The organism is Rhodococcus sp. IEGM 1379, assembly GCF_030056815.1.
Classification (GTDB): Bacteria; Actinomycetota; Actinomycetes; order Mycobacteriales; family Mycobacteriaceae; genus Rhodococcus_F.
In genome coordinates, this window is sequence record NZ_JASHKR010000002.1 from 22,259 (window position 1) to 47,469 (window position 25,211).

General features: G+C 59.8%; 20 protein-coding genes. 14 read left to right on the plus strand and 6 right to left on the minus strand.

Features of this window, described 5'->3' with window-relative positions:
• The first annotated feature begins 34 nt into the window (after positions 1–34).
• The 12 genes from QM600_RS01370 to QM600_RS01425 all read left to right on the plus strand — a co-directional run bounded on the left by QM600_RS01370 (position 35) and on the right by QM600_RS01425 (position 18,734).
• Positions 35–922 carry a LysR family transcriptional regulator ArgP gene (locus tag QM600_RS01370; RefSeq protein ID WP_283259692.1) on the plus strand — a complete coding sequence of 296 codons (888 nt, stop codon included), beginning with the start codon at positions 35–37 and terminating at the stop codon, positions 920–922.
• Between the two features lie 114 nt (positions 923–1,036).
• Positions 1,037–2,509: a class I adenylate-forming enzyme family protein gene (locus tag QM600_RS01375; protein WP_283259902.1), complete on the plus strand. Its 1,473-nt coding sequence runs from the start codon at positions 1,037–1,039 to the stop codon at positions 2,507–2,509.
• A gap of 86 nt (positions 2,510–2,595) precedes the next feature.
• Positions 2,596–4,440: a DUF3556 domain-containing protein gene (locus tag QM600_RS01380; RefSeq protein WP_283259693.1), complete on the plus strand. Its 1,845-nt coding sequence runs from the start codon at positions 2,596–2,598 to the stop codon at positions 4,438–4,440.
• Entirely contained in the window at positions 4,437–5,870 is a 1,434-nt protein-coding gene (locus tag QM600_RS01385) for a phytoene desaturase family protein (protein WP_283259694.1), read from the plus strand. The genes QM600_RS01380 and QM600_RS01385 overlap by 4 nt, the downstream gene beginning before the upstream one ends.
• A complete protein-coding gene (locus tag QM600_RS01390) occupies positions 5,867–7,189 on the plus strand; it encodes a PucR family transcriptional regulator (RefSeq protein ID WP_283259695.1) in 1,323 nt (440 codons plus the stop codon). Before QM600_RS01385 ends, QM600_RS01390 begins: the two co-directional genes overlap by 4 nt.
• Positions 7,190–7,296: 107 nt before the next feature.
• Complete coding sequence (locus QM600_RS01395; RefSeq protein ID WP_283259696.1) at positions 7,297–8,580, plus strand: SWIM zinc finger family protein; 1,284 nt, start codon at positions 7,297–7,299, stop codon at positions 8,578–8,580.
• Entirely contained in the window at positions 8,577–10,049 is a 1,473-nt protein-coding gene (locus QM600_RS01400; RefSeq protein WP_283259697.1) for a DUF5691 domain-containing protein, read from the plus strand. The genes QM600_RS01395 and QM600_RS01400 overlap by 4 nt, the downstream gene beginning before the upstream one ends.
• Complete coding sequence (locus QM600_RS01405) at positions 10,046–11,146, plus strand: ATP-binding protein (protein ID WP_283259698.1); 1,101 nt, start codon at positions 10,046–10,048, stop codon at positions 11,144–11,146. The genes QM600_RS01400 and QM600_RS01405 overlap by 4 nt, the downstream gene beginning before the upstream one ends.
• On the plus strand, positions 11,143–13,359 hold the full coding sequence (locus QM600_RS01410; protein ID WP_283259699.1) for a DUF5682 family protein: 2,217 nt from the start codon (positions 11,143–11,145) through the stop codon (positions 13,357–13,359). Before QM600_RS01405 ends, QM600_RS01410 begins: the two co-directional genes overlap by 4 nt.
• A complete protein-coding gene (locus QM600_RS01415; RefSeq protein ID WP_283259700.1) occupies positions 13,356–14,522 on the plus strand; it encodes a VWA domain-containing protein in 1,167 nt (388 codons plus the stop codon). The genes QM600_RS01410 and QM600_RS01415 overlap by 4 nt, the downstream gene beginning before the upstream one ends.
• Positions 14,523–14,550: 28 nt before the next feature.
• The gene (locus tag QM600_RS01420; protein ID WP_283259701.1) at positions 14,551–16,152 is read left to right on the plus strand and encodes an MFS transporter; all 1,602 of its coding nucleotides are present in this window, start codon (positions 14,551–14,553) and stop codon (positions 16,150–16,152) included.
• 239 nt (positions 16,153–16,391) lie between these two features.
• Positions 16,392–18,734, plus strand: a complete 2,343-nt coding sequence (locus QM600_RS01425) for a putative bifunctional diguanylate cyclase/phosphodiesterase (protein WP_283259702.1) — start codon at positions 16,392–16,394, stop codon at positions 18,732–18,734.
• Here QM600_RS01425 and QM600_RS01430 read toward each other — a convergent pair.
• The 3 genes from QM600_RS01430 to QM600_RS01440 all read right to left on the minus strand — a co-directional run bounded on the left by QM600_RS01430 (position 18,714) and on the right by QM600_RS01440 (position 22,294).
• The gene (locus QM600_RS01430; protein ID WP_283259703.1) at positions 18,714–19,838 is read right to left on the minus strand and encodes a GGDEF domain-containing protein; all 1,125 of its coding nucleotides are present in this window, start codon (positions 19,836–19,838) and stop codon (positions 18,714–18,716) included. The two genes, QM600_RS01425 and QM600_RS01430, sit on opposite strands and share 21 nt — an antisense overlap.
• Positions 19,839–19,893: 55 nt before the next feature.
• Positions 19,894–21,018: a GGDEF domain-containing protein gene (locus QM600_RS01435; RefSeq protein WP_283259704.1), complete on the minus strand. Its 1,125-nt coding sequence runs from the start codon at positions 21,016–21,018 to the stop codon at positions 19,894–19,896.
• Between the two features lie 136 nt (positions 21,019–21,154).
• Positions 21,155–22,294: a cation:proton antiporter gene (locus QM600_RS01440; protein ID WP_283259705.1), complete on the minus strand. Its 1,140-nt coding sequence runs from the start codon at positions 22,292–22,294 to the stop codon at positions 21,155–21,157.
• A 91-nt stretch (positions 22,295–22,385) separates the two neighbouring features.
• Here QM600_RS01440 and QM600_RS01445 point away from each other — a divergent pair, with 91 nt between their 5' ends.
• Both QM600_RS01445 and QM600_RS01450 read left to right on the plus strand, forming a co-directional pair.
• Positions 22,386–22,775, plus strand: a complete 390-nt coding sequence (locus tag QM600_RS01445) for a cupredoxin domain-containing protein (RefSeq protein WP_283259706.1) — start codon at positions 22,386–22,388, stop codon at positions 22,773–22,775.
• Between the two features lie 45 nt (positions 22,776–22,820).
• A complete protein-coding gene (locus QM600_RS01450) occupies positions 22,821–23,186 on the plus strand; it encodes a hypothetical protein (RefSeq protein WP_283259707.1) in 366 nt (121 codons plus the stop codon).
• 130 nt (positions 23,187–23,316) lie between these two features.
• Here the strand turns inward: QM600_RS01450 and QM600_RS01455 are convergent, their stop codons facing one another.
• From QM600_RS01455 to QM600_RS01465, 3 genes are read right to left on the minus strand one after another with little or no spacing between them, the layout of a single operon-like run.
• The gene (locus QM600_RS01455; RefSeq protein WP_283259708.1) at positions 23,317–23,514 is read right to left on the minus strand and encodes a hypothetical protein; all 198 of its coding nucleotides are present in this window, start codon (positions 23,512–23,514) and stop codon (positions 23,317–23,319) included.
• A gap of 13 nt (positions 23,515–23,527) precedes the next feature.
• Positions 23,528–24,721: a globin domain-containing protein gene (locus tag QM600_RS01460; RefSeq protein ID WP_283259709.1), complete on the minus strand. Its 1,194-nt coding sequence runs from the start codon at positions 24,719–24,721 to the stop codon at positions 23,528–23,530.
• Positions 24,722–24,754: 33 nt separating this feature from the next.
• Positions 24,755–25,204 carry an RrF2 family transcriptional regulator gene (locus QM600_RS01465; protein ID WP_094270392.1) on the minus strand — a complete coding sequence of 150 codons (450 nt, stop codon included), beginning with the start codon at positions 25,202–25,204 and terminating at the stop codon, positions 24,755–24,757.
• Between the last annotated feature and the right edge of the window lie 7 nt (positions 25,205–25,211).

Consider the following 25,211-nt stretch of genomic DNA (forward strand, 5'->3'; position numbering starts at 1 on the left):
TGATTCTGATTGCGCATTAGCGTAGCTTCAGATCATGCTGGACATCGAACAACTGAAGGCCCTTCACGCCGCGGTGGACGAGGGAACTTTTGACGCCGCCGCACGAAAATTGCACGTCACGCCGTCGGCGATAAGTCAACGGATCAAAGCGCTCGAGGTCTCGGTGGGACGGGTTCTGGTGCAGCGCACCAAGCCCATTCGCGTTACTGATTCGGGCCGCGAGGTGTTGCGCCTCGCCCGTCAGATAGATGCCCTCACCCAGGACGTCGTCCGAGAGTTGGGTTTAGGCGATGCGGACGGTGCGATGGCCCGAATCTCGATTGCTGTGAATGCGGACTCGTTGTCCACGTGGGTACTTCGGGTGCTGGCTTCGTTCACGACCGAAGTGAGTTTCGATTTCCATCTCGACGATCAGGATCATACGACAGAGCTTCTACGAGACGGTTCTGTGATGGCTGCGATTACCTCGGTGGCGACGCCGATTCAGGGTTGCACCTCCAGCTTGCTCGGCATCATGCGATACCGTCCGATGGCGAGCGCCTCATTTTGTGAACGCTGGTTTTCCGACGGTGTTACGGCAGAAGCACTTTCGAAGGCTCCCGTGGTCGTCTTCAACCGCAAGGATCTGTTGCAGGACAGGTACTTGGGCCGGAAGGTCGGCCTACTCGTCGACCCTCCTCGTCATTTTGTGCCGGCGACCGCGGATTTTGCGGACGCGGTGCGCCTCGGTTACGGATGGGGTTTACTGCCAGATCTGCAGAGTCTCGAAACGCCGGGCACGTTGGTCGGATTCGATCCGGAGTATGTGGACGACGTCCCGTTGTACTGGCAGCAGTGGAAACTGTCGTCTCCGATTCTGGCACGGATATCGCTGGCTGTTGCTGCTCGCGCGAACGAGCTGCTTCATCAGTTGTCTCCCTGAGCTTGTGCTCGGAGCACAAAGAAATCGGGCAAGTTGAGCCCCGCGGACCGTTTCTTTGGTCCTGTAACGCCGATAGTGTTCTGAGTCACAGGCAAAGGAAAGGTGCTGACTCTCGTGACGGACATCGGATATCTGGCTTGGAATCTGGCGAAAGAGCATGGCAACACGCCGTGCCTTCGTGACGATCAGGTCGAACTCACGTACATCGAGTTTGCAGAACGTACGGAAGCCGTTGCAGCGCAACTGGTAAGCGAGGGTATTGGTGCGGGCGACGTTGTCGCGATCATGCTTCCCAATCGGATTGAATTGCTGATTGCGATCATGGCCGCCTGGCGCCTCGGTGCCGCAGCAACCCCCATCAATCCGATGTTCACTACCAACGAGGCGAACTACCAGATCTCGGATTCCGGTGCTCGACTGGTGATTACGGGTTGGCCGGATGCGCCGAACGGTGGTTGTCCGGCGCTCTGTGTCGACGACCTCGCACAGAGCTCACCCGATCTCGCCCTGCCCGGCATCGAACTGGCTGCCGATGATCTTGCGCTCCTGATCTACACCAGCGGATCCACTGGCAGGCCCAAGGGTGTCATGCTCACGCACGCCAACCTTCAATTCATGGCGTCGTCGATGGGGCAGAGTATCGGCGTCACCGGCGTCGATCACTGCCTCCTGATCCTTCCGCTCTTCCATGTCAATGCCATTTGTGTGAGCGTCCTGACACCATTGATCGTCGGTGGGCAGGTGAGTATTACCGGGAAGTTCTCGGTATCAAGGTTCTTCGACGATGTTGCGCGATTGCGTCCTACGTACTTTTCCGCTGTCCCGGCGATCTACGCCATGTTGACGTCGCAGTCCGAGGACGCGTCGATCGATACGTCCTCGCTGAGGTTTGCCGTGTGCGGCGCTGCCCCGATCAGTAAGGAACTTCTCGAACGAGCCGAGGCGCGATTCGGTTTCGAGATCGTCGAGGGGTACGGGCTTACCGAGGGAACATGTGCGTCGGCGTGTAACCCCGTTGGCGGAATACGGAAACTCGGAACCGTCGGCCCGGCGCTGCCAGGGCAACAGATCGAGATCCTCGCTGAGGATGGAACTTTCGCGCCCATCGGTATACGCGGCGAAGTAGTCATCAAGGGCGGAAACGTCATGCATGGCTACCTGAACAGGCCTGAGGAAACTGCGAATACTGTAGTCGACGGTTGGCTGCACACCGGCGACGTCGGAGTGCTGGACGCGGACGGCTATCTGACGCTGGTTGACCGCATCAAGGACATGATTATCCGCGGGGGAGAGAACATCTATCCCAAGGAGATCGAAAACTCGCTCGCCACACATCCTTCCGTGCTGGAGGCTGCCGTCATCGGCGCTCCACACGATGTTTACGGAGAGGTTCCTATCGCCTATGTCGTTACCTATCCAGATGCCCCCGTCACCGAAGACGAATTGCTCGACCATGTCACGGCCTTGCTTACCCGAGTGAAGGTGCCAGTGGCGATCTATGTTGTCGACGCGCTACCCCGAAACCCGGTGGGAAAGATCGACAAACTTGGAATGAGACGAGCCTTGAGCGCCACTCCCGCTCGCTAGCAGTCTTTTCCGTGCCAGCTGAATAACTCGATCGCATACGTCGAGTTGATCCGTCATGCCTACTTCTCGTATTTCAGGAGCACATCATGGGATTCAAAGAAGGAAACTTCCCTCCCGTCGACCCCGCCACATTTATGGACAAGCCTTTCCTCGAGCGATTGCGTGACATGTCCACACATTGGGTGGATCACGGGTTCGGCACGCCGAAGATGGTTCACACCGTCTACATCATGAAATTGCTGTTTCTCTACTTACTAGCTGGAACATTAATTGCCACTTTGACTTCCGGTCTTTCGTGGGTCGATCCGGCGTCATGGTGGAATCAGCCCATCGTTTACCAGAAGCTCATTCTGTGGACGATGATGCTCGAAATGCTCGGTCTGGCAGGCTCGTGGGGTCCGCTGGCCGGCCACTTCAAGCCGATGACAGGTGGCGTTCTCTACTGGATTCGCCCCGGAACAATTCGCTTGCCACCGTGGCCGGGCAAAGTGCCGCTCACGTCCGGCGATACCCGCACGGTCTTCGATGTGGTTATCTACGTCGCTGCGGTTGCTAATCTTCTTGTTGCGGCGGTACTTCCAGGTGTGCACACAACCGGAATCGACGCTGCCGTTGCGGATAACGCCGGCCTGGTACGTCCTGCCGTGCTGTACTCGTTCCTGGCGCTGATGCTGATTCTGGGTCTGCGCGACAAGGTTCCGTTTATCGCCGCTCGCAGCGAGCAGTACCTCCCCGCGATCATCTTCTTCACGTTCCTTCCGTTCGTGGACATGATCCTGGCACTCAAGTTGCTGATCGTCATGGTGTGGATCGGTGCCGGTATCTCGAAGTTCGGTCGCCACTTCTCGCTGGTGGTACCGCCGATGATCAGCAATACGCCGTGGATTCCGTCGAAGAAGATCAAGCGTGCGCACTACCGCAATTTCCCGGAGGATCTTCGTCCCTCTCGCCTGGGCGGCGGCGTCGCGCACGTGGCCGGAACAATGGTCGAGATCGTCACTCCGTTGATTTTGCTGTTCTCCACCAACAAAACGCTCACAATCCTTGCCGTCCTCCTCATGGTCGGATTCCACCTCTTTATCGCGTCGACTTTCCCGTTGGCAGTGCCGCTGGAATGGAATCTGTTGTTCGCCTATGCCGCGGTATTCCTCTTCCTCGGCTTCCCGGCATGGGACGGCTACGGAATCGGAGCAATGTCCTCGCCGTGGATCACCGTGGGAATTGTTGCAGCACTGGCGTTCTTCCCGATCCTGGGAAATTTGCGACCCGATTTGGTGTCATTCCTTCCGTCCATGCGCCAGTACGCGGGCAACTGGGCATCGGCTACATGGGCCTTTGCTCCGGGTGCTGAAGCCAAGATCGACGAGAACATCAAGCGGCCGTCGCAGGACACACGTAAGCAATTGATGACCATGTACCCCGAGGACGTCTCGGACGTCGTGCTCCATCAACTGCTGGGTTGGCGATCGATGCACAGCCAGGGGCGTGCGCTGTTCTCCCTGATGATTCGGCATCTCGGTGAGGACATCAATACGTACTCCCTGCGTGAGGCCGAATTCAGTTGCAACTCCATCGTCGCTTTCAACTTCGGCGACGGCCACCTTCACGACGAGAAACTGATTGCCGCGATCCAGCGTCGTTGCAACTTTGCCCCCGGAGAGTTCCTGGTGACCTGGATCGAATCGCAGCCCATTCACAAGGAGACGCAGGAGTACAAGGTGATCGACGCGGCCCTCGGAGTCATCGAACGAGGCACGTTCAAGGTGGCCGACGCAGTTGCCGAGCAGCCTTGGTTGCCGAATGGGCCCATTCCGTTCGATGTTCAGTGGACACTGGATGTACGCGCTGATCGCGCGGTGACGGATCCGAACGTTGTCACCGAGCCGAAGATGCGCACCAAAGAAGGTCGCAACCGAGAGGTGAGTCAGTGACCAAGGCCGTAGTTGTCGGCAGCGGGCCTAACGGGCTCGCTGCCGCGGTACACCTTGCACGGAGTGGTGTCGACGTGCAGGTGCTCGAGGCTGCCGAACAGATCGGTGGGGGTACCCGATCCGGTCCGATCGACGTTCCCGGACTCATTCACGATCACTGCTCGGCATTTCACCCGATGGGTATCGGTTCGCCGTACCTGTCCAAGCTGGACCTCGAGCGATACGGTTTGAACTGGCGCTGGGCCGAAGCCGATTGTGCGCATCCGCTCGACAACGGCGATGCGGGCGTTCTCTACCGTTCACTCGACCAGACGGCGGCGGAACTCGGCGCAGATGGTCAGAGATGGCATCGCATGTTCAACGACCTGTCGACGGGTTTCGACGCGTTGGCTTCGGACCTGATGCGTCCGATTGTCAACATTCCGCGGCATCCGGTAAGGCTGGCTGCTTTTGGCCCACGGGCACTGTTGCCCGCCACAGTCACTGCCAAGCTGTGGAAGACGGAGAAGGGCAAAGCGCTCTTCGGTGGGGTCGCGGCACACGCGTACTACCGACTGAAGCGGCCGGCGACGTCGGCCGTGGGTTTGATGATCATCGGCGCCGGCCATCGTTATGGCTGGCCTGTGGCGGAGGGCGGGTCACGCTCGATCACCGACGCGATGTCGGCGATGCTCCTCGATCACGGCGGAAAGATCGATACCGGGGTACGGGTACGTAGCGCCCGGGAACTGCCCGACGCGGATGTTGTTCTGCTGGATGTGAATCCGAGCGGTGCGCTCGAGATTCTGGGTGATCGACTCCCGTCGCGCGTGGCGAAGGCGTATCGAAAGTTCAAGCAAGCACCCGGCGCGTTCAAAGTCGACTTCGCGATCGAGGGCCATGTTCCGTGGACCAATCCCGATTGTGGACGCGCCGGAACAGTCCACTTGGCGGGCGGTTTCGAGGAGATCGTGGCGGGTGAGCGTGAGGTCAATTCGGGGAGGATGCCTGATCGGCCGTTTGTTCTGATCGGTCAGCAGTACCTAGCTGACCCCACCCGCTCGTCGGGAAATATCCACCCGCTGTATGCCTACGCCCATGTGCCGCATGGATATTCCGGGGATGCGACGGAGGCGATCACTCGCCAGATCGAACGTTTTGCTCCGGGATTTCGGGAACAGATCATCGCTACGTCAAGCCGCAGTACTGCCGACCTGGCGCGAGACAATCCGAATCAGGTGGGCGGCGATATTGTCGGCGGCGCGAATTCCGAACTGCAAGTGGTAATGCGCCCGCGCATCGCCGTCGATCCGTACAGTACGGGGATCGCGGGCACCTATCTGTGCTCGGCGTCGACGCCACCGGGCGCCGGCGCACACGGAATGTGTGGGTACAACGCGGCGGAGTCGGCGCTGAAGTACCTACGACGTCAGGGCGCGGAGGTTTTGTGAGCAGTCCCTCGAACAAGGATCGAGGTGCTGGCGCGAGACGGCGCCTCGCCCGGGTGCCTGCTGCCGCCGAACCGGAAGTGCTTGCCGTGGTTGCAGAATTGGCTCGACGTCTCGACGTGCGCAGTGCTGATATCGCACGTGAGATGGCTGTCATGATGGCTAACGAGATCGATCAACTAGACGACGACGCCAACCTCGTCGAGATGCTCGAAGCCAGCGTTCAGGGAAACGTCACGACCATCGTCCATGTTCTGGCTAACGACATTCCGATCGATCATCTACAACCGACCACCGCTGCGGTGGAATATGCTCTGCGACTGGCCCAGCGAGATGTTCCGTCCAATTCGTTGGTCCGTGCATACCATATGGGTCAGGGCGATCTGATGCGTATCTGTCACGATGAGGTCAGCGCCCTCGACATCTCGGCACGACTCACTCTTGCAGTGTTGAAACATGTTTCGGATGTTGTGTACAGCTATATCGACTGGATAACGCTCTATGTATTCGATGCCTACGAGCAGGAGCGGAGTCGGTGGATCAACGCGCAAGGTAACCTGCACTCGGCGGCGATCCATGCTCTCCTCGCCGGAAGTGGAGGGGAAACAGCAGCTTTCGAGGCCGAAACCGGATATCGACTCGATCAGAATCATCTGGCCGTAGTTGCCTGGTCGACGTCGGACGCGGATGTGTTGGGATTCAATGCCCTCGACCGCCTGGTGCGTGATCTCGGTGCCACTGCCGGTGCGGACAAACCCGTGATCGTGACCGCCATCGACCGTCGTACGGTGTGGGCGTGGCTGCCTTTCGGTCGACGAATCCCGGCGCCGGATCTCGATACGCTGGCCGCGTCCGTGCCCCTCGACGGTGGTACTCGGGTAGCCATCGGCCTCCCAGGTTCGGGAGTCGAAGGATTCAAACGCTCACACCAGCAGGCGCGCGCCGCATATTCCGTTGCTGCTGTGCCCGATACACCTCCGCGCCCGGTCGTAAGTTTCGGAGATCGCGGTGTCGCGGTGGTGTCACTTCTGTCGGAAAATCTCGAGTCGACAAAATCCTGGGTATGGGAAGTGCTGGGGCCGTTGGCCGACGACACGTCGTCGGCCGCAATCCTGCGCACGACGCTGAGTGTCTACTTCGCGCATGGCGAAAGCCATTTGCATACCGCCAATTACATGAATCTGCACCGCAATACGGTGAAGTACCGCATCAACAAAGCGTTGGCAGACCCGGTGACGACCGGTCGGGACAAGCTGGATCTGGCCTTAGCGTTGCAGGTGTGCGAGTTGTTGGGTAGATCGGTACTGCGTCCATCGGATTGATGTGGTGGTTCTGGCACGCCCTGTTGATGGAGTCCGGGAACTAGTTCGAATTGAGTCTGCGGTCGGTCCAACGCGGTCATGTCGGCAGCGTGTCATACGGTATTCACGTGACTTCTCCGTGGACTGCTGGGCAGGTGGCGTCGGTAGCTCCCGACGCCACCTTGCTGGCCGCTGCGCGGAAACTAGCTGGGTCGTGGACGCTTACCGGTCACCATGAGAACGCTCTCTGGGGCCTGTGTCAGGGCAGTGGGTCCAAGCCTTACCAGGCAATAGTCGACCTGAGTGGCCCCGCGTACAAGTGCTCGTGCCCTAGCCGTAAGTTCCCGTGCAAACACACCTTGGGACTTCTCGTCGAGTGGTCCGAAGGGCGCGTGCCGACGGCGTCGGAGCCTGCCGATTTTGCAGCCGAGTGGCTGGACCGCCGGGAAGAGAAGGCAGTAACCACCCGACCGGCCGCGACAAAAGTTGTGGACCCTTCCACCGCTCAGAAGCGCGCCGAGCGAGTGGCCGGTGGACTCGTCGAACTCGACCTGTGGATTACCGACCAGGTCCGGGGCGGCCTGGCAGCGATGGACAAATCGTGGGAGGCGTTGGACGCGGTAGCCGCCCGTATGGTCGACGCCCAAGCCCCGGGAGTAGCGGGAACGCTGCGTACTTTGGCGGGCATTGTGGCATCGAACGAGAACTGGCCTGAAAAAGTGCTCGACGAACTCGCACGCCTGCACCTCCTGGTCGCTGCGCATCAGAAGATTGCTGAACTTCCTGAAGCTCTTCAAGATTCGGTACGCGCTCATGTGGGCTATCCGGTCGGCACGGACAGCGTCATGGAGCGTCCATCCGTTCGCGATCACTGGATGGTGATGGGTACTCGGGTCACCGAGGAAAAACGGCTCTTCGCCCGTACTGTCTGGTTGCTTGGCCGAGTAACCGGCCAATGGTCTGTTCTGCTCGACTTTTCGCACGGTTCCCCCAACTTCTCCGGAGTTGTCCCGCCCGTTGTCGGATATCAGATTGACGCCGATCTCCATTTTTATCCCGGTGCGGCGGCACTGCGGGCGCGACTGGGAAACTTGCACAGTGAAGAGGAACCGTTCACGACGGCGCCACACGGCAGCATCGACGTCGCCTTGCATAGCTATACCGATGCGGTGAGCGCTGATCCGTGGTTGCGATCCTGGCCGGTGATGATCAGTGCGGTGACACCGTCGTATGTCGACGGCTCGTGGTTCCTGGTCGATGAAACTGGCACTGCGCTTCCCGCAGAAGGTGATTCGCTCTGGACCCTGCTCGGAATTTCCGGCGGCTATCCGGTGACGGTATGCGGTACCTGGAATGCCCATGCCATCAGCCCGATTTCGGTATTTACGAGCGGTCAGGTGATCGCGCTGTGAGTAGCTTGATATCGACGGCTTTGCTTGGAACCTTGCGCACGGCGGTAGCTTTCGAAGATCTTCCCGCCGATGTACGTGCAGCGGTGGCAACGCGCGACGGTGACCCTGCTGTAGTTCTCCTCGCCGCGGCAACTCTCGAGCGCGCTTACCGCGCCGGGGGAGCGGGTTCCACCACGGCAGAAGTGCCTCCGCCTGCCCCCGAGGATTCGAGATTGACGCTCCCCGAATCGTCGTCCGCGCACCTACTGTCCATGCTTGCGGCCAAGGCTACGCTGCTTGATGACTGGTTCTCGTTGGCAATCGAGCGCAACTTCCGGGCGCCGGATCACCTTGTGGCAGAGCTTCTTTCCTGCGCTCGGGCCAGTGAGCTTTATCGTGAGAACATTCTGCTCATTGTCGGTGAGCGTGGACAGTGGTTGGCTGCACGAAATCCCGAATGGTTCATGCTGATCCGCCACCGAGATGCCGACCCGGGGCTTTGGCGTCACGGCACTCCTGCAGAGCGACTCCAGTGGTTGGCCGATGCTCGTCGAAGTGATCCCGCGCTGGCCCTGGCCGAGTTGTCACAGACCTGGGAAACTGAACGGGGAGAACATAAAGCAGCATTTCTCGCAGCACTTTCCGCCGGTTCGTCTGCTGGCGATATTCCGCTCCTCGAGCATGCTCTTGATGACAAACGGAAAGATGTACGACGCGAAGCGGTCAGCATGCTGCGGCGACTGCTGGGGTCGCAGTTTGCGGAGCGAATGGCGCAGCGAGTGCAAGCGTGGGTCCGAGTCGAACAGGGCAGGATCGCCGTTGATGTTCCCGAGGAAATTGACGCCGCAGCCCGTCGTGACGGTATCGAGGACCGGCCGAACCCGCACACCGATTACCGGGCCGAGTATGTGCGGCAGGCAATCGCTGCGGCGCCGTTGACGCTGTGGAGCACCATGATCGGTGAACCTGCCGCGGTGTTGAGTTCGATCACCGAAGCCGTCTGGGAACCAATCCTGCACGACGCGTGGTCCACTGCAGCTGTGTTGCAGCATAACTCGGAGTGGGCCGAGGCGATCTTCACGGTCCGCGGGTTGTCGACCGACAGGCGCTTGCTCCCTTTGATTCCCGGACGCGTGTTGGCTGATCTCCTACTGTCCGGAACCGGCGACGCCAATGTGCTCCATCCGGACCGGGTGGCAATCTACGAAGCGCTTCCTCGCCCGTGGCCCGCGGACATCACCGCGTCCGTCATTGCACAGTGGGAACGAGTGGCGGCCCGACGCGCGGACGGCGGCGCCCGCGCCAACGAGTTCTCGCGCTACAAGTATGCAGCCTCGCTGCGTCTTGCGCAGGCAAACTTTCCTTACAGCGCAGTGCCTTTGCTGGACCGGGCGGTTGAGCGCGCACGAGATATCGACTGGCAACAAGCTTTTGTCAAGGCTGCCACCACAATTGTCCACCGCAAGACCCTGCTCGAGGAGCTCACATGACGGCTACACCTGGTCCAACCTCATTGATGCGTCCGCATGCCGAGCAGGAGTACGCGCAGGAACTTGCTGCACTGGCTGCCACCGACACGCGCTCACGCCCACCGTCGTGGAATCTCTCACCGTGGGCCGTGGTCACGTACTTGCTCGGCGGAACTTTGGACGACGGTACCGTCATTTCGCCCAAGTATCTCGGCCCCCGTCGGCTCATGGAGGTGGCTGTCGCAACTCTTGCGACAGACCGCGCGCTTCTTCTCCTCGGCGTTCCCGGAACAGCTAAAACCTGGGTATCCGAGCATCTTTCGGCCGCAATCTCCGGCGCCTCGACGCTCCTGGTTCAGGGCACGTCGGGCACGCCGGAAGAGGCGATCCGATACGGCTGGAACTACGCGCGACTCCTGTCCGAGGGGCCGACTGCCGGCGCACTGGTGCCCTCTCCGGTAATGACAGCAATGAAAACCGGAAAGATCGCTCGTATCGAGGAACTGACCCGCATCCCGGCCGACGTGCAGGATGCGCTCATCACCATTCTGTCCGAGAAGACGCTGCCGGTCCCCGAACTGGGCACCGAAGTGCAGGCATCCAAGGGATTCAATCTCATTGCCACAGCAAATGATCGAGATCGTGGAGTCAACGATCTCTCCTCCGCTCTGCGTCGACGGTTCAACACCGTCGTGCTGCCGTTGCCGGCCAGTGAGGAAGACGAGGTTGCCATCGTCGCTCGACGCGTCGAACAGTTGGGCGCCGCACTGGAGCTTCCTGCCGTGCCGGCTGCCGCCGACGAAATCAGGCGCGTGGTCACCGTGTTCCGTGAACTACGTTCCGGCACTACGTCTGACGGCCGCACCAAGCTCAAATCTCCTTCCGGCACACTGTCTACGGCTGAAGCGATTTCCGTGATCACGAATGGGCTCGCGTTGTCGGCACATTTCGGTGACGGCGTACTTCGTGCCTCCGACGTGGCAGCCGGCATCTTGGGCACGGTCGTCAAGGATCCGGTTGCCGACAAGGTCGTGTGGAACGAGTACCTCGAAGCCGTGGTTCGTGAACGAGGTGACTGGTCCGACTTCTACCGGGCGTGCCGCGAGGTCACCGGGTGAGCCTGCCTATCCATGATCGGGCCTTGCGTGACAGCAGGGTCCGAGTCTTCGGAATCCGACACCACGGGCCGGGTTCGGCCCGGGCGGTCCGCCGTGCGCTCGACGAGTTCTTGCCGGACGTCGTGCTCATCGAAGGGCCTTCGGACGCGGATCCGTTGGTGATGTTGGCTGCGTCAGATTCGATGGCGCCGCCGATTGCGTTGCTCGCGTATGTCACTGGTGAGCCGTCGAAGGCTGCGTTCTGGCCCTTTGCCGTGTTCTCCCCGGAATGGCAGGCTTTGCAGTGGGCTGCACGCAACGGTGCTGCAGCACGTTTCTGTGATCTACCCGCGTTCAATCTGCTGGCAGAGTCGGACGCGCGCACTACGCGCGAGGGTGATCCGTTGGCAGAGTTGGCTGCGGCAGCGGGGTACGACGATACCGAGCGTTGGTGGGATTCGGTCGTCGAATCAGATTCCGGCACAAATGCTTCCGGCACTGAGGTCTTTGATGCGATCACTGATGCCATGATTGCGCTGCGTGAAACCGTGCCGATCGACGAGGAAACTGCTCACCGCGAAGCGTACATGCGCCAGGTGCTCCGCAAGACGCTCAAGGACGGGGCACAACGCGTAGCAATCGTGTGCGGGGCGTGGCATGCACCGGCTCTGGTGGGTCCGCTCGGTCCGGCCACGGTGGATGCGCGAATCCTCAAGGGAATGGCTAGGATCAAGACCTCGTTGACGTGGGTTCCCTGGACGCATTCGCGACTTGCCTCGGTATCCGGTTACGGAGCCGGAATCACCTCTCCCGGTTGGTATCACCACCTCTATACTGCCACAGACAACGCCATTACGCGGTGGCTCACCAAAGTCGCCCGAGTGTTGCGTGCGGAGGATCTACCGATTTCGAGTGCGCACGTCATCGAAGCGGTGCGATTGGCAGATGCGCTGGCTGCGTTGCGGTCCCGCCCGTTGGCAGGCTTGTCGGAAGTGACCGAAGCGACGCGCTCGGTGATGTGCGAAGGCAACGACGTCCTGCTTGATCTGGTCACTCGAAAGTTAGTGGTGGGCGAAGCCTTGGGTGCTGTGCCGGAAGAAACGCCGACTGTTCCGTTGGAAGCGGATCTGCGGGCGCGGGCAAAGACACTGCGACTCAAACAGCAAGCGGGCGCAAAGAATCTGGATCTTGATCTTCGTCGCGATATCGACATCGAGCGTTCGCATTTCCTTCACCGATTGAGCATTCTCGACATCGGTTGGGGTCGACCGGCGGATAGCGACATTCAATCCACCGGAACCTTCCGTGAGACGTGGGAACTGCAATGGAAGCCGGAATTCTCGGTGTCGGTGATCGAGGCATCCCTGTGGGGTACGACGGTATCCGGCGGCGCCGTGGCCAGAGTGGTGTCACAGGTGAAAACGCCGGGAATCACGTTGGCAGAGTTGATCGGACTGTTGGAACACTCGCTCCTCGCGAATCTCCCCGAAGCGCTGGCCGAAGTGCTGATGAGCGTTAAAACTGTTGCAGCTCTTGACCATGATGTGTCACACCTGATGGCGGCGCTGCCACCGCTGACGCGAACCCTGCGGTACGGCGACGTACGGGGTACCGACATCTCGGCGCTCGTCGACGTCGGTGACGGACTGCTGATCCGAATCTGCACGGGACTGCCCGTGGCTGTGACCGGTATGGACGATGCCAGTGCTGCGGAGTTTCGTGCGCACGTCGACAATGTTCACGGCGCCGTGATGATGCGCAACGATCCTGAGTCGACCGCACGTTGGCTAGGTGCGATGCGCAGTGTGATCGACCGTGACGACATCAACGGGATGTTGGTGGGACGGATGGTGCGACTGCTTCGTGACGCTGCTTCGATCACGGAAACCGATGCGGCGGAGCGTTTGTCGCGAGCGCTGTCCATCGGCAGTGCCGCTACCGACAAGGCAGGGTGGGTGGACGGGTTTCTCGGAGGTGGAGGCCTGGTCCTCGTACATGATCGGGCGCTGCTGGACTTGATCGACAGTTGGGTGCGCGAACTCCGCGAGCAGGATTTCATCGACACCCTGCCCCTGTTACGGCGAACGTTCGGTGCATTCGAGGCAGTGGAGCGACGTGCGATCGGGCAGGCAGTGCGCGGTGGTCGGAAGGTGGAGTCCGCGGTGGAAACCGATGCACGAAGGGGTCGAGCGGCGATGGGTGTCGTTGCCACAATCCTGGGGGTGGGTGCATGAGCACAAGCGATGATGACCAGCGGCTACGTCGATGGCGATTGATGCTCGGAGAGTCCGCAGACGAGTCACTGGGCGGGCTGGGACAACCGGGCGACAACCAGATGGATGCGGCGCTCGCCGCTCTTTACGACAACTCCGGCCCGAAGAAGGGGAGTCGTCGCTCGGCCGGGTTGGGGGCGTCGGCGCCCAAAGTTGCACGTTGGCTGGGCGACATTCGTACCTACTTTCCCAGCACAGTTGTGCAGGTGATGCAGAAGGACGCTATCGATCGACTCGGATTGACGCATTTGCTGCTCGAGCCCGAACTGCTCGACGCCGTGGAACCCGACGTACATCTGGTGGGAACTCTTCTCAGTCTCAATCAGGTGATGCCGGATGCAAGTAAGGCCACGGCCCGCATGGTCGTCGGCAAGGTGGTCCGCGAAGTCGAGGAACGCATTGCCCAGAAGACCAAGGCGGCGGTGACCGGAGCTCTCAACAGGTCGGCCCGGACATCCAATCCTGCGCTGCGCGATATCGATTGGAATCGCACTATCGCGGCTAACTTGAAGCACTATCTGCCGGAGTACCGAACTGTGTTGCCGGAGAGGCTGATCGGATACGGGAGAAAATCTACATCGGTGCAGCGGGACGTAGTCCTGGCCATCGATCAGTCGGGTTCGATGGCGTCGAGTGTTGTCTATGCCTCGGTGTTCGGCGCCGTCCTGGCATCGATGCGAGCGTTGAAGACGTCGCTGGTGGTGTTCGATACCGCGGTCGTTGATCTGACCGCGAAGCTGTCGGATCCGGTTGACGTTCTGTTCGGAACGCAACTGGGCGGCGGCACCGACATCAACCGGGCAATTGCGTACAGCCAGTCGTTGATCACGCGGCCCTCAGAATCGATGTTCGTGCTCATTTCCGACCTGTACGAGGGTGGTATCCGCAACGAGATGCTCCGACGCATGGCCGCCATGAAAACGGCCGGCGTGCAGGTCGTGGTGTTGTTGGCGCTCTCCGACGACGGGGCGCCTTCGTTCGATCACGACAATGCGACTGCGCTGGGCGCTCTCGGCATCCCGGCATTCGCGTGCACCCCGGACAAGTTTCCGGAGTTGCTTGCGGTTGCGTTGGAACGAGGTGACGTCGGGGCGTGGGCGGAGCAGCGAGCGTTGATGCTTTGAGACACGTCGTGGTGGGTACCCCGCCACGATGACCCGTGAGGTTTCGACAACGCAGGTAGGTTCAGGCTTGGTCCTCGCGGTGTTGGCATGTAGCCAGTTCCTGATGACTCTCGACAGTTCGGTCATGAACGTTTCGATGGCCACTGTTGCCGCGGATGTCGGCACCACTATCACCGGTATCCAGACCGCCATCACGCTGTACACGCTGGTGATGGCGACGCTGATGATCACCGGCAGCAAAGTCGGGTCGATGATCGGGCGTCGAAGAGCATTTGCGCTCGGACTGATCATCTACGGGGTGGGTTCGTTCACGACGGCAATCGCACCCAACCTTGCGGTGCTGCTGATCGGTTGGTCCTTCCTCGAGGGGGTGGGGGCGGCGCTGATCATGCCCGCGATCGTAGCGTTGGTCGCAACCAATTTTTCTTCCGAAAAACGTTCCGCTGCATATGGATTGGTTGCAGCAGCGGGGGCGATGGCTGTAGCGGTCGGACCTCTGCTCGGCGGGGCCGTCACCACTTTTGCGTCGTGGCGCTATGTCTTTGTCGGAGAAGTTGTCCTGGTGGCCCTGATTCTCGCTGTTCTTCGCAAAGTCGCCGACGTGCCTCCGGTCAAGTCGCGGTTGGACGGTGTCGGTTCGGTTCTGTCAGTGGTGGGACTGGGCATGATCGTGTTCGGTGTGCTGCGTTCGAGTGAGTGGGGATGGATGCAGGCGAAGCCGGGAGGGCCGCAGATTCTCGGACTCTCGCCTGTTGTGTGGTTGCTGATCGGTGGGCTGCTGGTGGTCTACGGTTTCCTGCGGTGGGAGACGCGACTGGTAGACGCTGGACGGGAGCCGTTGATGGATCCGGCGATGTTGCGAAACCGGCAACTCAGCGGTGGTCTTTTCATGTTCTTCGTTCAGTTTCTCGTGCAAGCCGGGGTGTTCTTTGCCGTTCCGCTATTTTTGTCCGTAGTTCTCGAATTGAGTGCCCTCGAGACCGGGATCCGGATTCTGCCGCTGTCTGCAGCACTTGTGTTGGCGGCGATCGGAATTCCGAAGCTGTTGCCGAACGCAAACCCTCGTCGCATCGTTCGAGTGGGATTGCTGTCGATGATTATCGGAATTCTATTGCTCGTCGCCGGGATGGATCCGGGCGCAAATGCCGCAGTCGTGATGGTCCCGATGTTGTTCATGGGGTTCGGGCTGGGAAGTTTGTCGTCACAACTCGGTGCCGTCACTGTGTCGTCCGTTCCGGATGAGGAGAGCGCGGAAGTGGGAGGCCTGCAGAACACGGCCACCAATCTCGGAGCGTCCTTGGGGACTGCTCTGATTGGTTCGGTGTTGATCGCCACCCTCACTACATCGGTGATCGCGGGTATCGAGGGTAATCCGGCAGTACCGATGTCGGTGCAGCAGCAGGCCACGACGGCCCTGGCTTCGGGTGTTCCGTTCCTGTCCACTACGGAACTTCAGAATGCACTCGCCGCAGCGGGGGTCAGCGAACAGGCCACCGCGGCGATTGTCGACGTCAATTCCGAGGCCAGGCTCGAGGCATTGCGCGTGGCATTCGCAGTTGCGGCGCTCTTGGCGATTGCGGGATTGTTCGGGACGGGCAGGGTTCCTCGGGTTCCAGTTGGTACGGATTGAGTAGAACACAGCATCTTCGAGGCGAACGGTGGCTCGTGAACTCCCGTTTCGATATACAGTGAACCTCGCCAAAAGGATTCTTCGGGAATGGCAACAGGGGTTGCGAAACAGCCGCCGAGTCGGAAAAATCGCACGTAACAGGTAGTACGCTCGATAAGGGCAACATAGGGGGTTCGGATGTCTGAAAACTGGCGTTCGACCGCAGCTGCGTTGACCTGTGACGGAGTCAGGTCAACTGAATGTTGACGGGTGTTAGGCAACCCGGACGTCGATCCGCGTTGTCAGCATCCGAGCGCGCAGATTTCTTTCGCCGCCAACTCGACGAGACCTCCTCCGTCGCACCGCTCTCGAATATCGCGTTCATGCTCGCTCTCGGTTCGGTACTCGTGTTCGTCATTCCGCCGGAACAAACAATGGTTCGTTTGTTGGGTGGAATTACCATCCTGCTGGTTTTCCTCAACTCGACTCGCGTTGCAGTTTCTCTGAGAGTGCCGCGATGGAAACAGTCGACGAGCTTCGATTACACAGGGCTGATGCTCGAAGTCGTGGTGATCGCGATTCTCGACGTCGTACTGTTCTCGATGTTGTTCACCACGATCGACTCCAACTACGACGTGGTGATCATCGCGACGATGGCCGGGATCATGGGTGCCGGCACCATCAATTTCTACACAGTTCGCTCGGCCAGTCTCTCGTGGATATACATCCACGGACTGGGCTTGATGATTGTGTTCTCGATGCATTCCGAACCGTATTTGCGTGTGCTCTCGATCCAACTCGCGATCTATATGTTTGCTCTCACCGTCGGCGCGATGTACCTCTCGGCGTCATTTCAGCGACGCTGGATGGCAGAAATTCAAGCCGATTCGGAACGCCAGACGGTGTCGCTGCTGCTCGACGGTTTCGAAGGTGGATCGAGAGACTGGCTGTGGGAAGTCGACATCGACGGACGTTTTTCGCACATATCTCCGCGGTTGTCTCAGCTCACCGGACTGTCCGCGAGCGATTTGCAGGACATGACGTTCGGGCAATTGCTCAATCATCTCGAGATCACCTCCAGCGATGAGGGCAAGGTGGCTGCGGAACTGCTGGTCGACAAGTTCGAGCGGATAACAGCGTTCCGGGACATAGTGGTTCCTGTTCGGATAGACAGAGACCGGCGGTGGTGGTCGCTCTCGGCAAATCCCCGAGCACTCGGCAATGGCGAGATCTGTGGTTGGCGAGGTGTCGGATCCGATATCACCGAGCGCTATGTCCACGAGCAGGAAATTCTGCGACTGGCAGCAACCGATTCGCTGACGGGTCTCCCGAACCGGAGGTCCTTCGGAGCGGAGTTGGAACGAGCGGTCAACGGACGCGGCAACCTCGACCGAGTGCGCGTCGGGATTCTCGATCTCGATAACTTCAAGTCTGTCAACGACACACTCGGCCATCCTGTCGGAGACCGCCTACTCCTCGCCGTCACCGACCGCCTTCGAACGGTTGCGGGCGCTGATGTTTTTGCGCGAATGGGTGGCGACGAATTCGGGATAGTCGCGCATGTACCAGCCGGACGAAACTCGTACGTCGGATTTGAACGATATCTCGACGTACTTCAGGAGCCCTTCCACATTGCGGGCAACCGGATCGAAGTCCGTGCCACCATCGGGTACGCCAGCAATCCTGACGACTCGGGGGACGCCGACGAATTGGTGATGCTCGCCGATCTCGCACTGAACGAAGCCAAATCGACTGGCCGAAACAGGGTGGGCAGGTTTTCGCCGGCGTTACGCGCCTGGGCTTCGGAGCGGGCCACAGCTCAGCAGGAGTTAGACCGGGGGATTGCTGCCGGCCAGTTCGAACTTCACTACCAACCGCAGGTGAACGCTGTAACCGGGCAAGTTGTGGCGTTGGAAGCCCTCCTCCGATGGAACCATCCGGTCAAGGGGCTCATCGGGCCGAGCCAGTTCATCGGTGTAGCTGAAGAGACCGGCATGATCATTCCGCTCGGTGCGCAGGCAATGGCGCTTGCCTGCGCCGAAGCTGTGAAATGGCCGGCGGGAATACGTGTCGCGGTCAACGTTTCACCGGTGCAACTGCTCTCAATCGATTTCTGCAAAATGGTTGAAAATGCGCTCGACGTGACTGGATTGGACCCCGAGTTGTTGCAACTCGAAATTACCGAAACCGGCGTTGTCGAGGACCGGGCAATCTCGGAGATCCACGCGCTGAGGTCCCTGGGAATCACCGTCGCCCTCGATGATTTCGGTACCGGATATTCGTCTTTCGCGACACTTCAACGGCTACCCATCGATGTCCTCAAGATTGATCGATTGTTCATCGTCGACTGTGCTGATCATCAGATGGCCGTCGTGAAATCAGTGGTGGAACTCGCCTCGGTCCTGGGAATGACGTCGCTCGCCGAAGGTGTGGAAACGCCGGTGCAACTGCGCCGAGTCCAAGCAGTCGGGTGTGATCTCATTCAAGGATTTCATATCAGTAAGCCGCTGAATGCCGCTCAACTCGAGGCGTATCTTGCGGCCACATCCACTTCGTCCGGGCAGAACTTTCATCCGCTCGATTCAGATTTCAGTCGTCCGTAATCCGTTTCCGCCGGCAACCTTCGCTTGATACATCAGTGAATCCGCGGCCTTCGAGGCCAGCGAAATTGCAGACGCTCCACCGGCCCAGGTTTTCGAATCGCTAGGCATGATTACCCCGCCGACGCTCACCGTGGTGGGTATCGAATCCTGATCGTCGGACAAGGCGGAATTGGTGCTGTCGATCAGGTCGGCAATTTTGTCCGGCGCCCCGGAAATGACTGCCAGATATTCTTCGCCGCCGACGCGCCCGATGACCCCGTAGTGACCAAAATGGAGCGCCAAGCGGTTTGCTGTTCTCTTGATGACATGGTCGCCTTCGGAATGTCCGTGAATATCGTTGACCAGCTTGAACTTGTCGATATCGACAACGATGAACGCCAGGCACTCTTCTCTTGTTCTGGCGCGCTCGAGCAGTTCGGCGATTGCGGCGTCGAGTCCGCGCCGGTTATACAGTCCGGTGAGTGGATCACGATCTGAATCGCGGGCGTCACGGTACAGCGTGCGCCAGGCCAGGTGCGAAAAGATCGGCATGAGCGTCACGACGCCGAATAGGACCGTCGCTCGCGCCAGAAGGGTCGTCATGTTCACTTCGTCTTGCTGATATGCGAGGACAAAGACGATGGCAGTTATCGCCGTGGCCCAGAGGACGTGCGCTATCAGCCATTTTGCGCTGACGAACAAGGTTACGAAGGTGCCGCACACGGCAAAGATAATGCATCCGAAGGTTCCGGAGTCACGGTCGGTGACCATGAGTACTGCCAGACCGATGCCGAGATCGGCGAAAATGCCGAAAGTGAGGAGTCCGACTCGGCCGGGGAATGGAAGAGTGAACCAGCACGCGGTAACCACAATGCACGCCGTGATCATGACTACCGAGAGTGATTTTCCGATGAGGGTCGGTGGCGTATCAGGTCCGATCAATTTGAAGAAGGCCGAAAGCCCGAAAATTAGTGTCATCACACCGATCAACGCACTGAAAATCGGTTGAATTGCGCGACTTGACCGTTGGTGCTTTATCCACTCGTAGTCGTGCGGCTCGTAGAACCACTCCTTGAGCGTGGACCAAGAACTGTTCCCTGTCGGTGAGGGAGCAGTGTCGGACATGAGGCCTATCTTGGCATTGAAATGCAGCTAGGAGAAAACAATTGTACCGCCGGTATTAGATCTCAGCGGTACGGAGACCGTTTCCGCCGGCGGCCTTGGCCTGATACATCATCGAGTCGGCAACGTTCGACGCGACCGCAATCGCAGATGCCCCGCCGGTCCATGCCTTCGATTCGGTCGACAGGACCACCGCGCCGACGCTCACAGTGGTGGGCACTGCATCCGGATGGCCGGAAATTGCCTCGACAATGCCGTCGATCAAGACGCTGATCAATGGGATTGGTCCCGATATGGCAGCGAGATATTCTTCGCCGCCGACCCGGCCGATGACGGCTCGGTGCCCGAGGTGAGCACTAAGGCGGTCGGCTGTTCTCTTGATTACCTGGTCACCCTCGAAGTGGCCGTGAACGTCGTTGACCAACTTGAACTTGTCGATGTCGACAACAACAAAGGCGAGAGACCAATGCTCGGCCCGGGCGTGCTCGAACAGATCCAAGATCGCAGGCTCGAGTCCACGGCGATTCAACAGTCCGGTGAGGGGATCCCGATCCGAGTGGCGGGCGTCGCGGTACAGCGTGCGCCACGTCAGGTGGGAGAAGATTGGAAGGATGGTGACTGCGGTGAACAGGACCAGAGCGCGCGCAATGAGGGTAGTGGTGTCGGCATTGGGCTCCTGGAAGGCCAGAAAGAACACGATGATGCTGACGCCGGTTGCCCAAACGACATGCGCCAAAAGCCACCGGGCGCTGACGAACAGTGTGGCGTAGGTGCCGCTGACCACAAAGGCAATACACCCGAAAGTTGCCGATTCGCGATCGACAACCATCAGAACCGCCCCGGCGAACCCGATATCGGCAAAGATGGCGAATGCAATCAGCCCGCGTCGTCCCGGAAACGGTTGGGTAAACCAGAACGCCGCGACGAGAAAGCACCCGACGATAACGCTGACCGCAAGGTACTTCCCGAACAAGGTCGGCGGTGCGTCCGGTCCGATCAATTTGAAGATGGCGGTAATCCCGAAAATTATCGTCATGAACCCGAGCAGAGCACGGAAAAGTGGCTGAATCGGACGGCTGGACCGCTGCTGCCCCAACCACTCGTAATCGTGCGGCTCGTCGAACCATTCTTTGAGTGTGCGCCACGGAGTGCTCCCGGAAGATGGGTGAACAGGGCGCGACATGGTGACTATCTTGGCACCGAATTCGGACCAGAGAAAACTAACATCCATCGCGTCGATACGTGCAGCATTTTTCAGGGAATTGGTCGAAAAGTATTGTAAGTAACTGACCTGTTGCAGGTTTCGGTACCAGGGTAATTCAGCTGGAGGCGGTTAGCCCCGCCCGTGCCGCAGCCGAACCGGCCAATGTCGCTGCACCGACAGTGATCAAAGCGCCGAGAAGAATTGCTGCAGGCTCACCGTTTCCCAGTACTCCCAGTTGTGAGCCCACCGTCACCGCAGCAACCGGAACACCGAGTTGCGCCGCCGACAACACACCCAGCGAAAGAGGTAAACCCGTGGCGCGTAGCGCCGAGTGGACGATCAGGGTTGCGCCGCCCAGAGCTACTCCCAGCGCAATCGACGACGGATGGATGACCAGATCACGAAGATTTATCGAAGCCCCGAGCCAGACGAAGAACAACGGCGCGAAGAAACCGTCGGTGATCGCAAAGAGTTGTTTCGCGAGGCGTCGAGGTTCCCCGATCGCAGCCAGGATAAGTCCGAAGGCAAAGCCGGCAAGCATGACGGACACGTGAGTGCTCGCCGCCAACGCGGCCAGCGAAAACAGGATCACCAGATTGATGCGGAGTTCGAGCGCAAACTTCCGTTTCTCCGAAAACTTGTGTAGCCGTCGCCAATCTCCGGATCGATGCAATGCCCGCAGTACGAAGAATATTGCTGCCGCTGCGACGGTCACCACGAGCGCACCGACCGCGGCCCGGACGGCATTGCCCGGATCGATGACGAGTGGGAGCGCAACAATACACACGGTATCGGCGATGGCGACCTGCGCTGTCATCTGCAGAACCGACGTGCCGTCGAGTGCAAGCGAATCCACGATCGGAAGAATGAGCGCAGCCGACGACGACGCGATCAGAACCGCATACAACGCCGCGTGACCGGTATCGAACACCGTCGAAACCCCGAAACCGGCCAAGGCGGCAAGCGCGCCGACCACTACCGCGCGGCCGGCCCCCTTGCCGATCGCGGCGCGCACCTCGGGGTCGCGAACCGGCACATGTGAACCCGCCACCAACATCGTCAGCGCAAACCCGATATCAGCCAAGAACGTAAACGTCCGATCCGAGGAGTCGAGTAGACCGAAACCCGTCACTCCCAGAATGCCGCCGGCGGCCAATTCGCCGACTACCACCGGAACGTGCCAGCTCAACCGTGCCGCCAGTAGTGGTCCGAGGAGGCCGGCGAGGGCTACCAATGCAAGAAATCCGAACGTCACAGATGCCCCCCTTTTGCGGTTTGGGTCTGCCGCTCCGGGGTAATCATTGCACCGGGGAGCTGATGGGGGCTCTGACGAGGAGGCTGAACCCATGAAGCGGGTTTGTGCGGCAACGGCTGCAATATTTCTGTCGACATTTGCGTTGGTCGGGTGCGGCGACACCAGTAGTGACTCAACCGGAATGCAGACCGTGTCGATTGTGGCAGCGAACGGGGCGGACAGTGCTGCGGCGACGGCGCCGACGATCAACATCGTCGGTTTCGAATACCAGATACCGGAATCCGTCGAAGCCGGCCAGGTTGTCGCGGTCCGCAATAACAGCAGTGCCCAACACTCCGTTACCTCCGATACGTCCGGGCTGTTTTCCGTCACCGTTAACGCGAACGACTCCGGATCTTTGAGGGCACCTGATGAACCCGGAGCGTACGCCTTCCACTGCATTTATCACTCGAGTATGCACGGGACGTTGAACGTGAAGTGAGATACGCGCACCCCCTCTTTCTGAGCGAACGGTACGCTCGTCGCCTTGGATGCGCCGAAAGGTACGTTCGCACGCAAAGAAGGTGGGGATTTTGTCCGAATAGGTCCCGACCTTGCTGCGCCCTGCACCGTGATCGGTGAGCTGATCATTCTCGACGGTGTGCGTGCCGGCAATCCCGCGCCGGCAATATTGACTACCAACGGATTTGGTGGTTCGTACAAGGATGAGCTTCCCGCGGTGCAAAGCTTCGCCAAGAACGGGTACTTCGGACTCGCCTATTCCGGCTTGGGATTTGGCGGTACCAGTTGCAAGATCGCCCTCGATTCTCCGGCTTACGACGGCGTCGCCGCATTACAGTTGGTCAGCTTCCTCGGCGGCGCGTCGGGATTACCTACACCGATCAGGCTCTGACACAACCATTTCAGGCACTGGACATAGTCCTTCGGGATTCCGTCGACCATAATGGTGCCCCGTCGGTCGATGATCCCCAAGTCGGAATGACCGACGGCTCAGGGCCGCTGAGCTTCCGGTGGTGAGCTGATCATTCGTCGCTGGCCTGGCGGTCACCGATCCAGGTGAGAAGATCCGGATCGGTGGACGTCAGGCGATCCATTTCTTCGCCGCCGTCGCAGCGGCACAGTGACACCGTGATCGATGTGGGGGTTCGGTGAAGAACCCGCCACATCGCTCCGAAATCGGCCCAGCGCGAAAGAGTCTCGCGATCATTCTCTTCCGCCATCGGCACTCCTGACTCAGGCGTTTGCCCAGCTGTCCGGTCCGAAGACCTCGTAGTGGATATTCTGCGCCGGAATGTCGCGTGCAATCAAGGACTCGCGCATCGACAGCATGAACGGCATCGGCCCGCACAGGAAGGCCTGCGTATCGGGGTCGAGTTCGATGTCGCGGAGATCCGCTCGCCCTTCGCTGACAGCCTCGAGCGATGAGTGCACTCCCAAGTCCTCGTACCAGCGATGCAACCTCGCTGCCGGAATCTTGTCGACGAGTGCGCTCAGTTCGGTTCGGTGCGCATGATCGGCGATGGACCGATCGGCATGAATGACGCAGACGGAGCGCGTCGCCCCGGTGTCGACGAGATGGTTGAGCATGCCGATCATCGGAGTGCATCCGATGCCTGCGGATGCCAGTAGCAGCGGTGAATCGTCGTCGGGCATCGTGAGATCACCGAAAGGCGTGGTGACGGATAGAGTGTCACCTTCGAAGACGTTGCTGTAGAGGAAGTTCGACACCTCGCCGTCGAATTCTCCGGAGATCCGCTTGACGGTGATCCGCCAGTCGGAACTGCTGGGCGTCGAGCACAGGCTGTACTGGCGTATCTGGCGAGCGCCGTCGGCCAAGACGACACCAACCGAAAGGTATTGTCCGGGAGCAAAAGTCGGAATTTCACCGCCATCGGTCGAGGCTAGAGTCAGTGACACGGTATCCGCGGACTGCAGCACGCGTTCGGTGATTCGAACTGTGCGCCACACGTCGCCCGACTCGACTCCGGCCAATTCGTAGAGGTCGCGTTCCATCGAGATCAGTGTTTCTGCCATCAGCCAGTAGACCTCGTTCCAGGCGGCAGCAACCTCGGGAGTTACTGCCTCGCCGAGGATTTCGACAATTGCCGCGAAGAGGTGCTCGTGGACTATGGCGTACTGATCGGGTGTAATGCCGAGTGATGCATGCTTGTGTGCGATGCGGGACAGGATGAGATCGACCTTGTCCTGATCGGGTTCGAGTTGCAGCGTCGCGAATGCGGCGATTGCGCCGGCGAGAGCCTTTTGCTGTTCGCCTTGCTTCTGATTGGCGCGATTGAACAGATCGCGCTCGAGTTCCGGGTGGGCTGTCAACATTCGCTCGTAGAACCGGGACGTAATGTCTCCGATGGCGGCGCCGACCACGGGGAGGGTGGTGCGAATGACCTCGGTTGACTGTGAGGAAAGCATGAGATGCTCCGTTCGGTCGAGATTCGTTGGTGTTCAGCCTGCTTCGTCACTCCGAGTGGTGAGACGAAGGAGAACAGTCTTGGACGGCTGGCGTGTCACGTCTGCGATCGTGACACCGTCGAGTGAGGCGAAGAATGCTTCTTGCGCGTCGTGCAATGCGCTGCGAAGAAGGCATCCACCGCGCAGGGGGCATGGCTTGTCGCCTTCACAGTCGACCACCTCGCCGGGCCCTTCGAGGCGCCTCGCGAGCCAGCCGATGGTGGCGGTGCGGCCGAGTTCGGTGATGGAGAGTCCACCGCTGCGGCCACGTTTGGTATTGACGATGCCCAGCTCGCCGAGGCGCGTAACAACCTTGGTTGTGTGGGCGTAGGACACATTGAGCTGCTGAGCAATCAGCCGGGTGCTGGGGGAGGCGTCGGCGTCGAGTACGGCTAGCCGCATGACGACGCGCAACCCCAGATCGGTGAACTGCGTCAGTTGCATGACTCGA

Bases quoted from the DNA above. Each gene is read 5' to 3' on its own strand.
- QM600_RS01370 (WP_283259692.1), top strand. From the start codon at position 35: ATGCTGGACATCGAACAACTGAAGGCCCTTCACGCCGCGGTGGACGAG.
- QM600_RS01380 (WP_283259693.1), top strand. From the start codon at position 2,596: ATGGGATTCAAAGAAGGAAACTTCCCTCCCGTCGACCCCGCCACATTT.
- QM600_RS01405 (WP_283259698.1), top strand. From the start codon at position 10,046: ATGACGGCTACACCTGGTCCAACCTCATTGATGCGTCCGCATGCCGAG.
- QM600_RS01415 (WP_283259700.1), top strand. From the start codon at position 13,356: ATGAGCACAAGCGATGATGACCAGCGGCTACGTCGATGGCGATTGATG.
- QM600_RS01420 (WP_283259701.1), top strand. From the start codon at position 14,551: ATGACCCGTGAGGTTTCGACAACGCAGGTAGGTTCAGGCTTGGTCCTC.
- QM600_RS01425 (WP_283259702.1), top strand. From the start codon at position 16,392: ATGTTGACGGGTGTTAGGCAACCCGGACGTCGATCCGCGTTGTCAGCA.
- QM600_RS01430 (WP_283259703.1), bottom strand. From the start codon at position 19,838: ATGTCCGACACTGCTCCCTCACCGACAGGGAACAGTTCTTGGTCCACG.
- QM600_RS01435 (WP_283259704.1), bottom strand. From the start codon at position 21,018: ATGTCGCGCCCTGTTCACCCATCTTCCGGGAGCACTCCGTGGCGCACA.
- QM600_RS01445 (WP_283259706.1), top strand. From the start codon at position 22,386: ATGAAGCGGGTTTGTGCGGCAACGGCTGCAATATTTCTGTCGACATTT.
- QM600_RS01455 (WP_283259708.1), bottom strand. From the start codon at position 23,514: ATGGCGGAAGAGAATGATCGCGAGACTCTTTCGCGCTGGGCCGATTTC.
- QM600_RS01460 (WP_283259709.1), bottom strand. From the start codon at position 24,721: ATGCTTTCCTCACAGTCAACCGAGGTCATTCGCACCACCCTCCCCGTG.
- QM600_RS01465 (WP_094270392.1), bottom strand. From the start codon at position 25,204: ATGCAACTGACGCAGTTCACCGATCTGGGGTTGCGCGTCGTCATGCGG.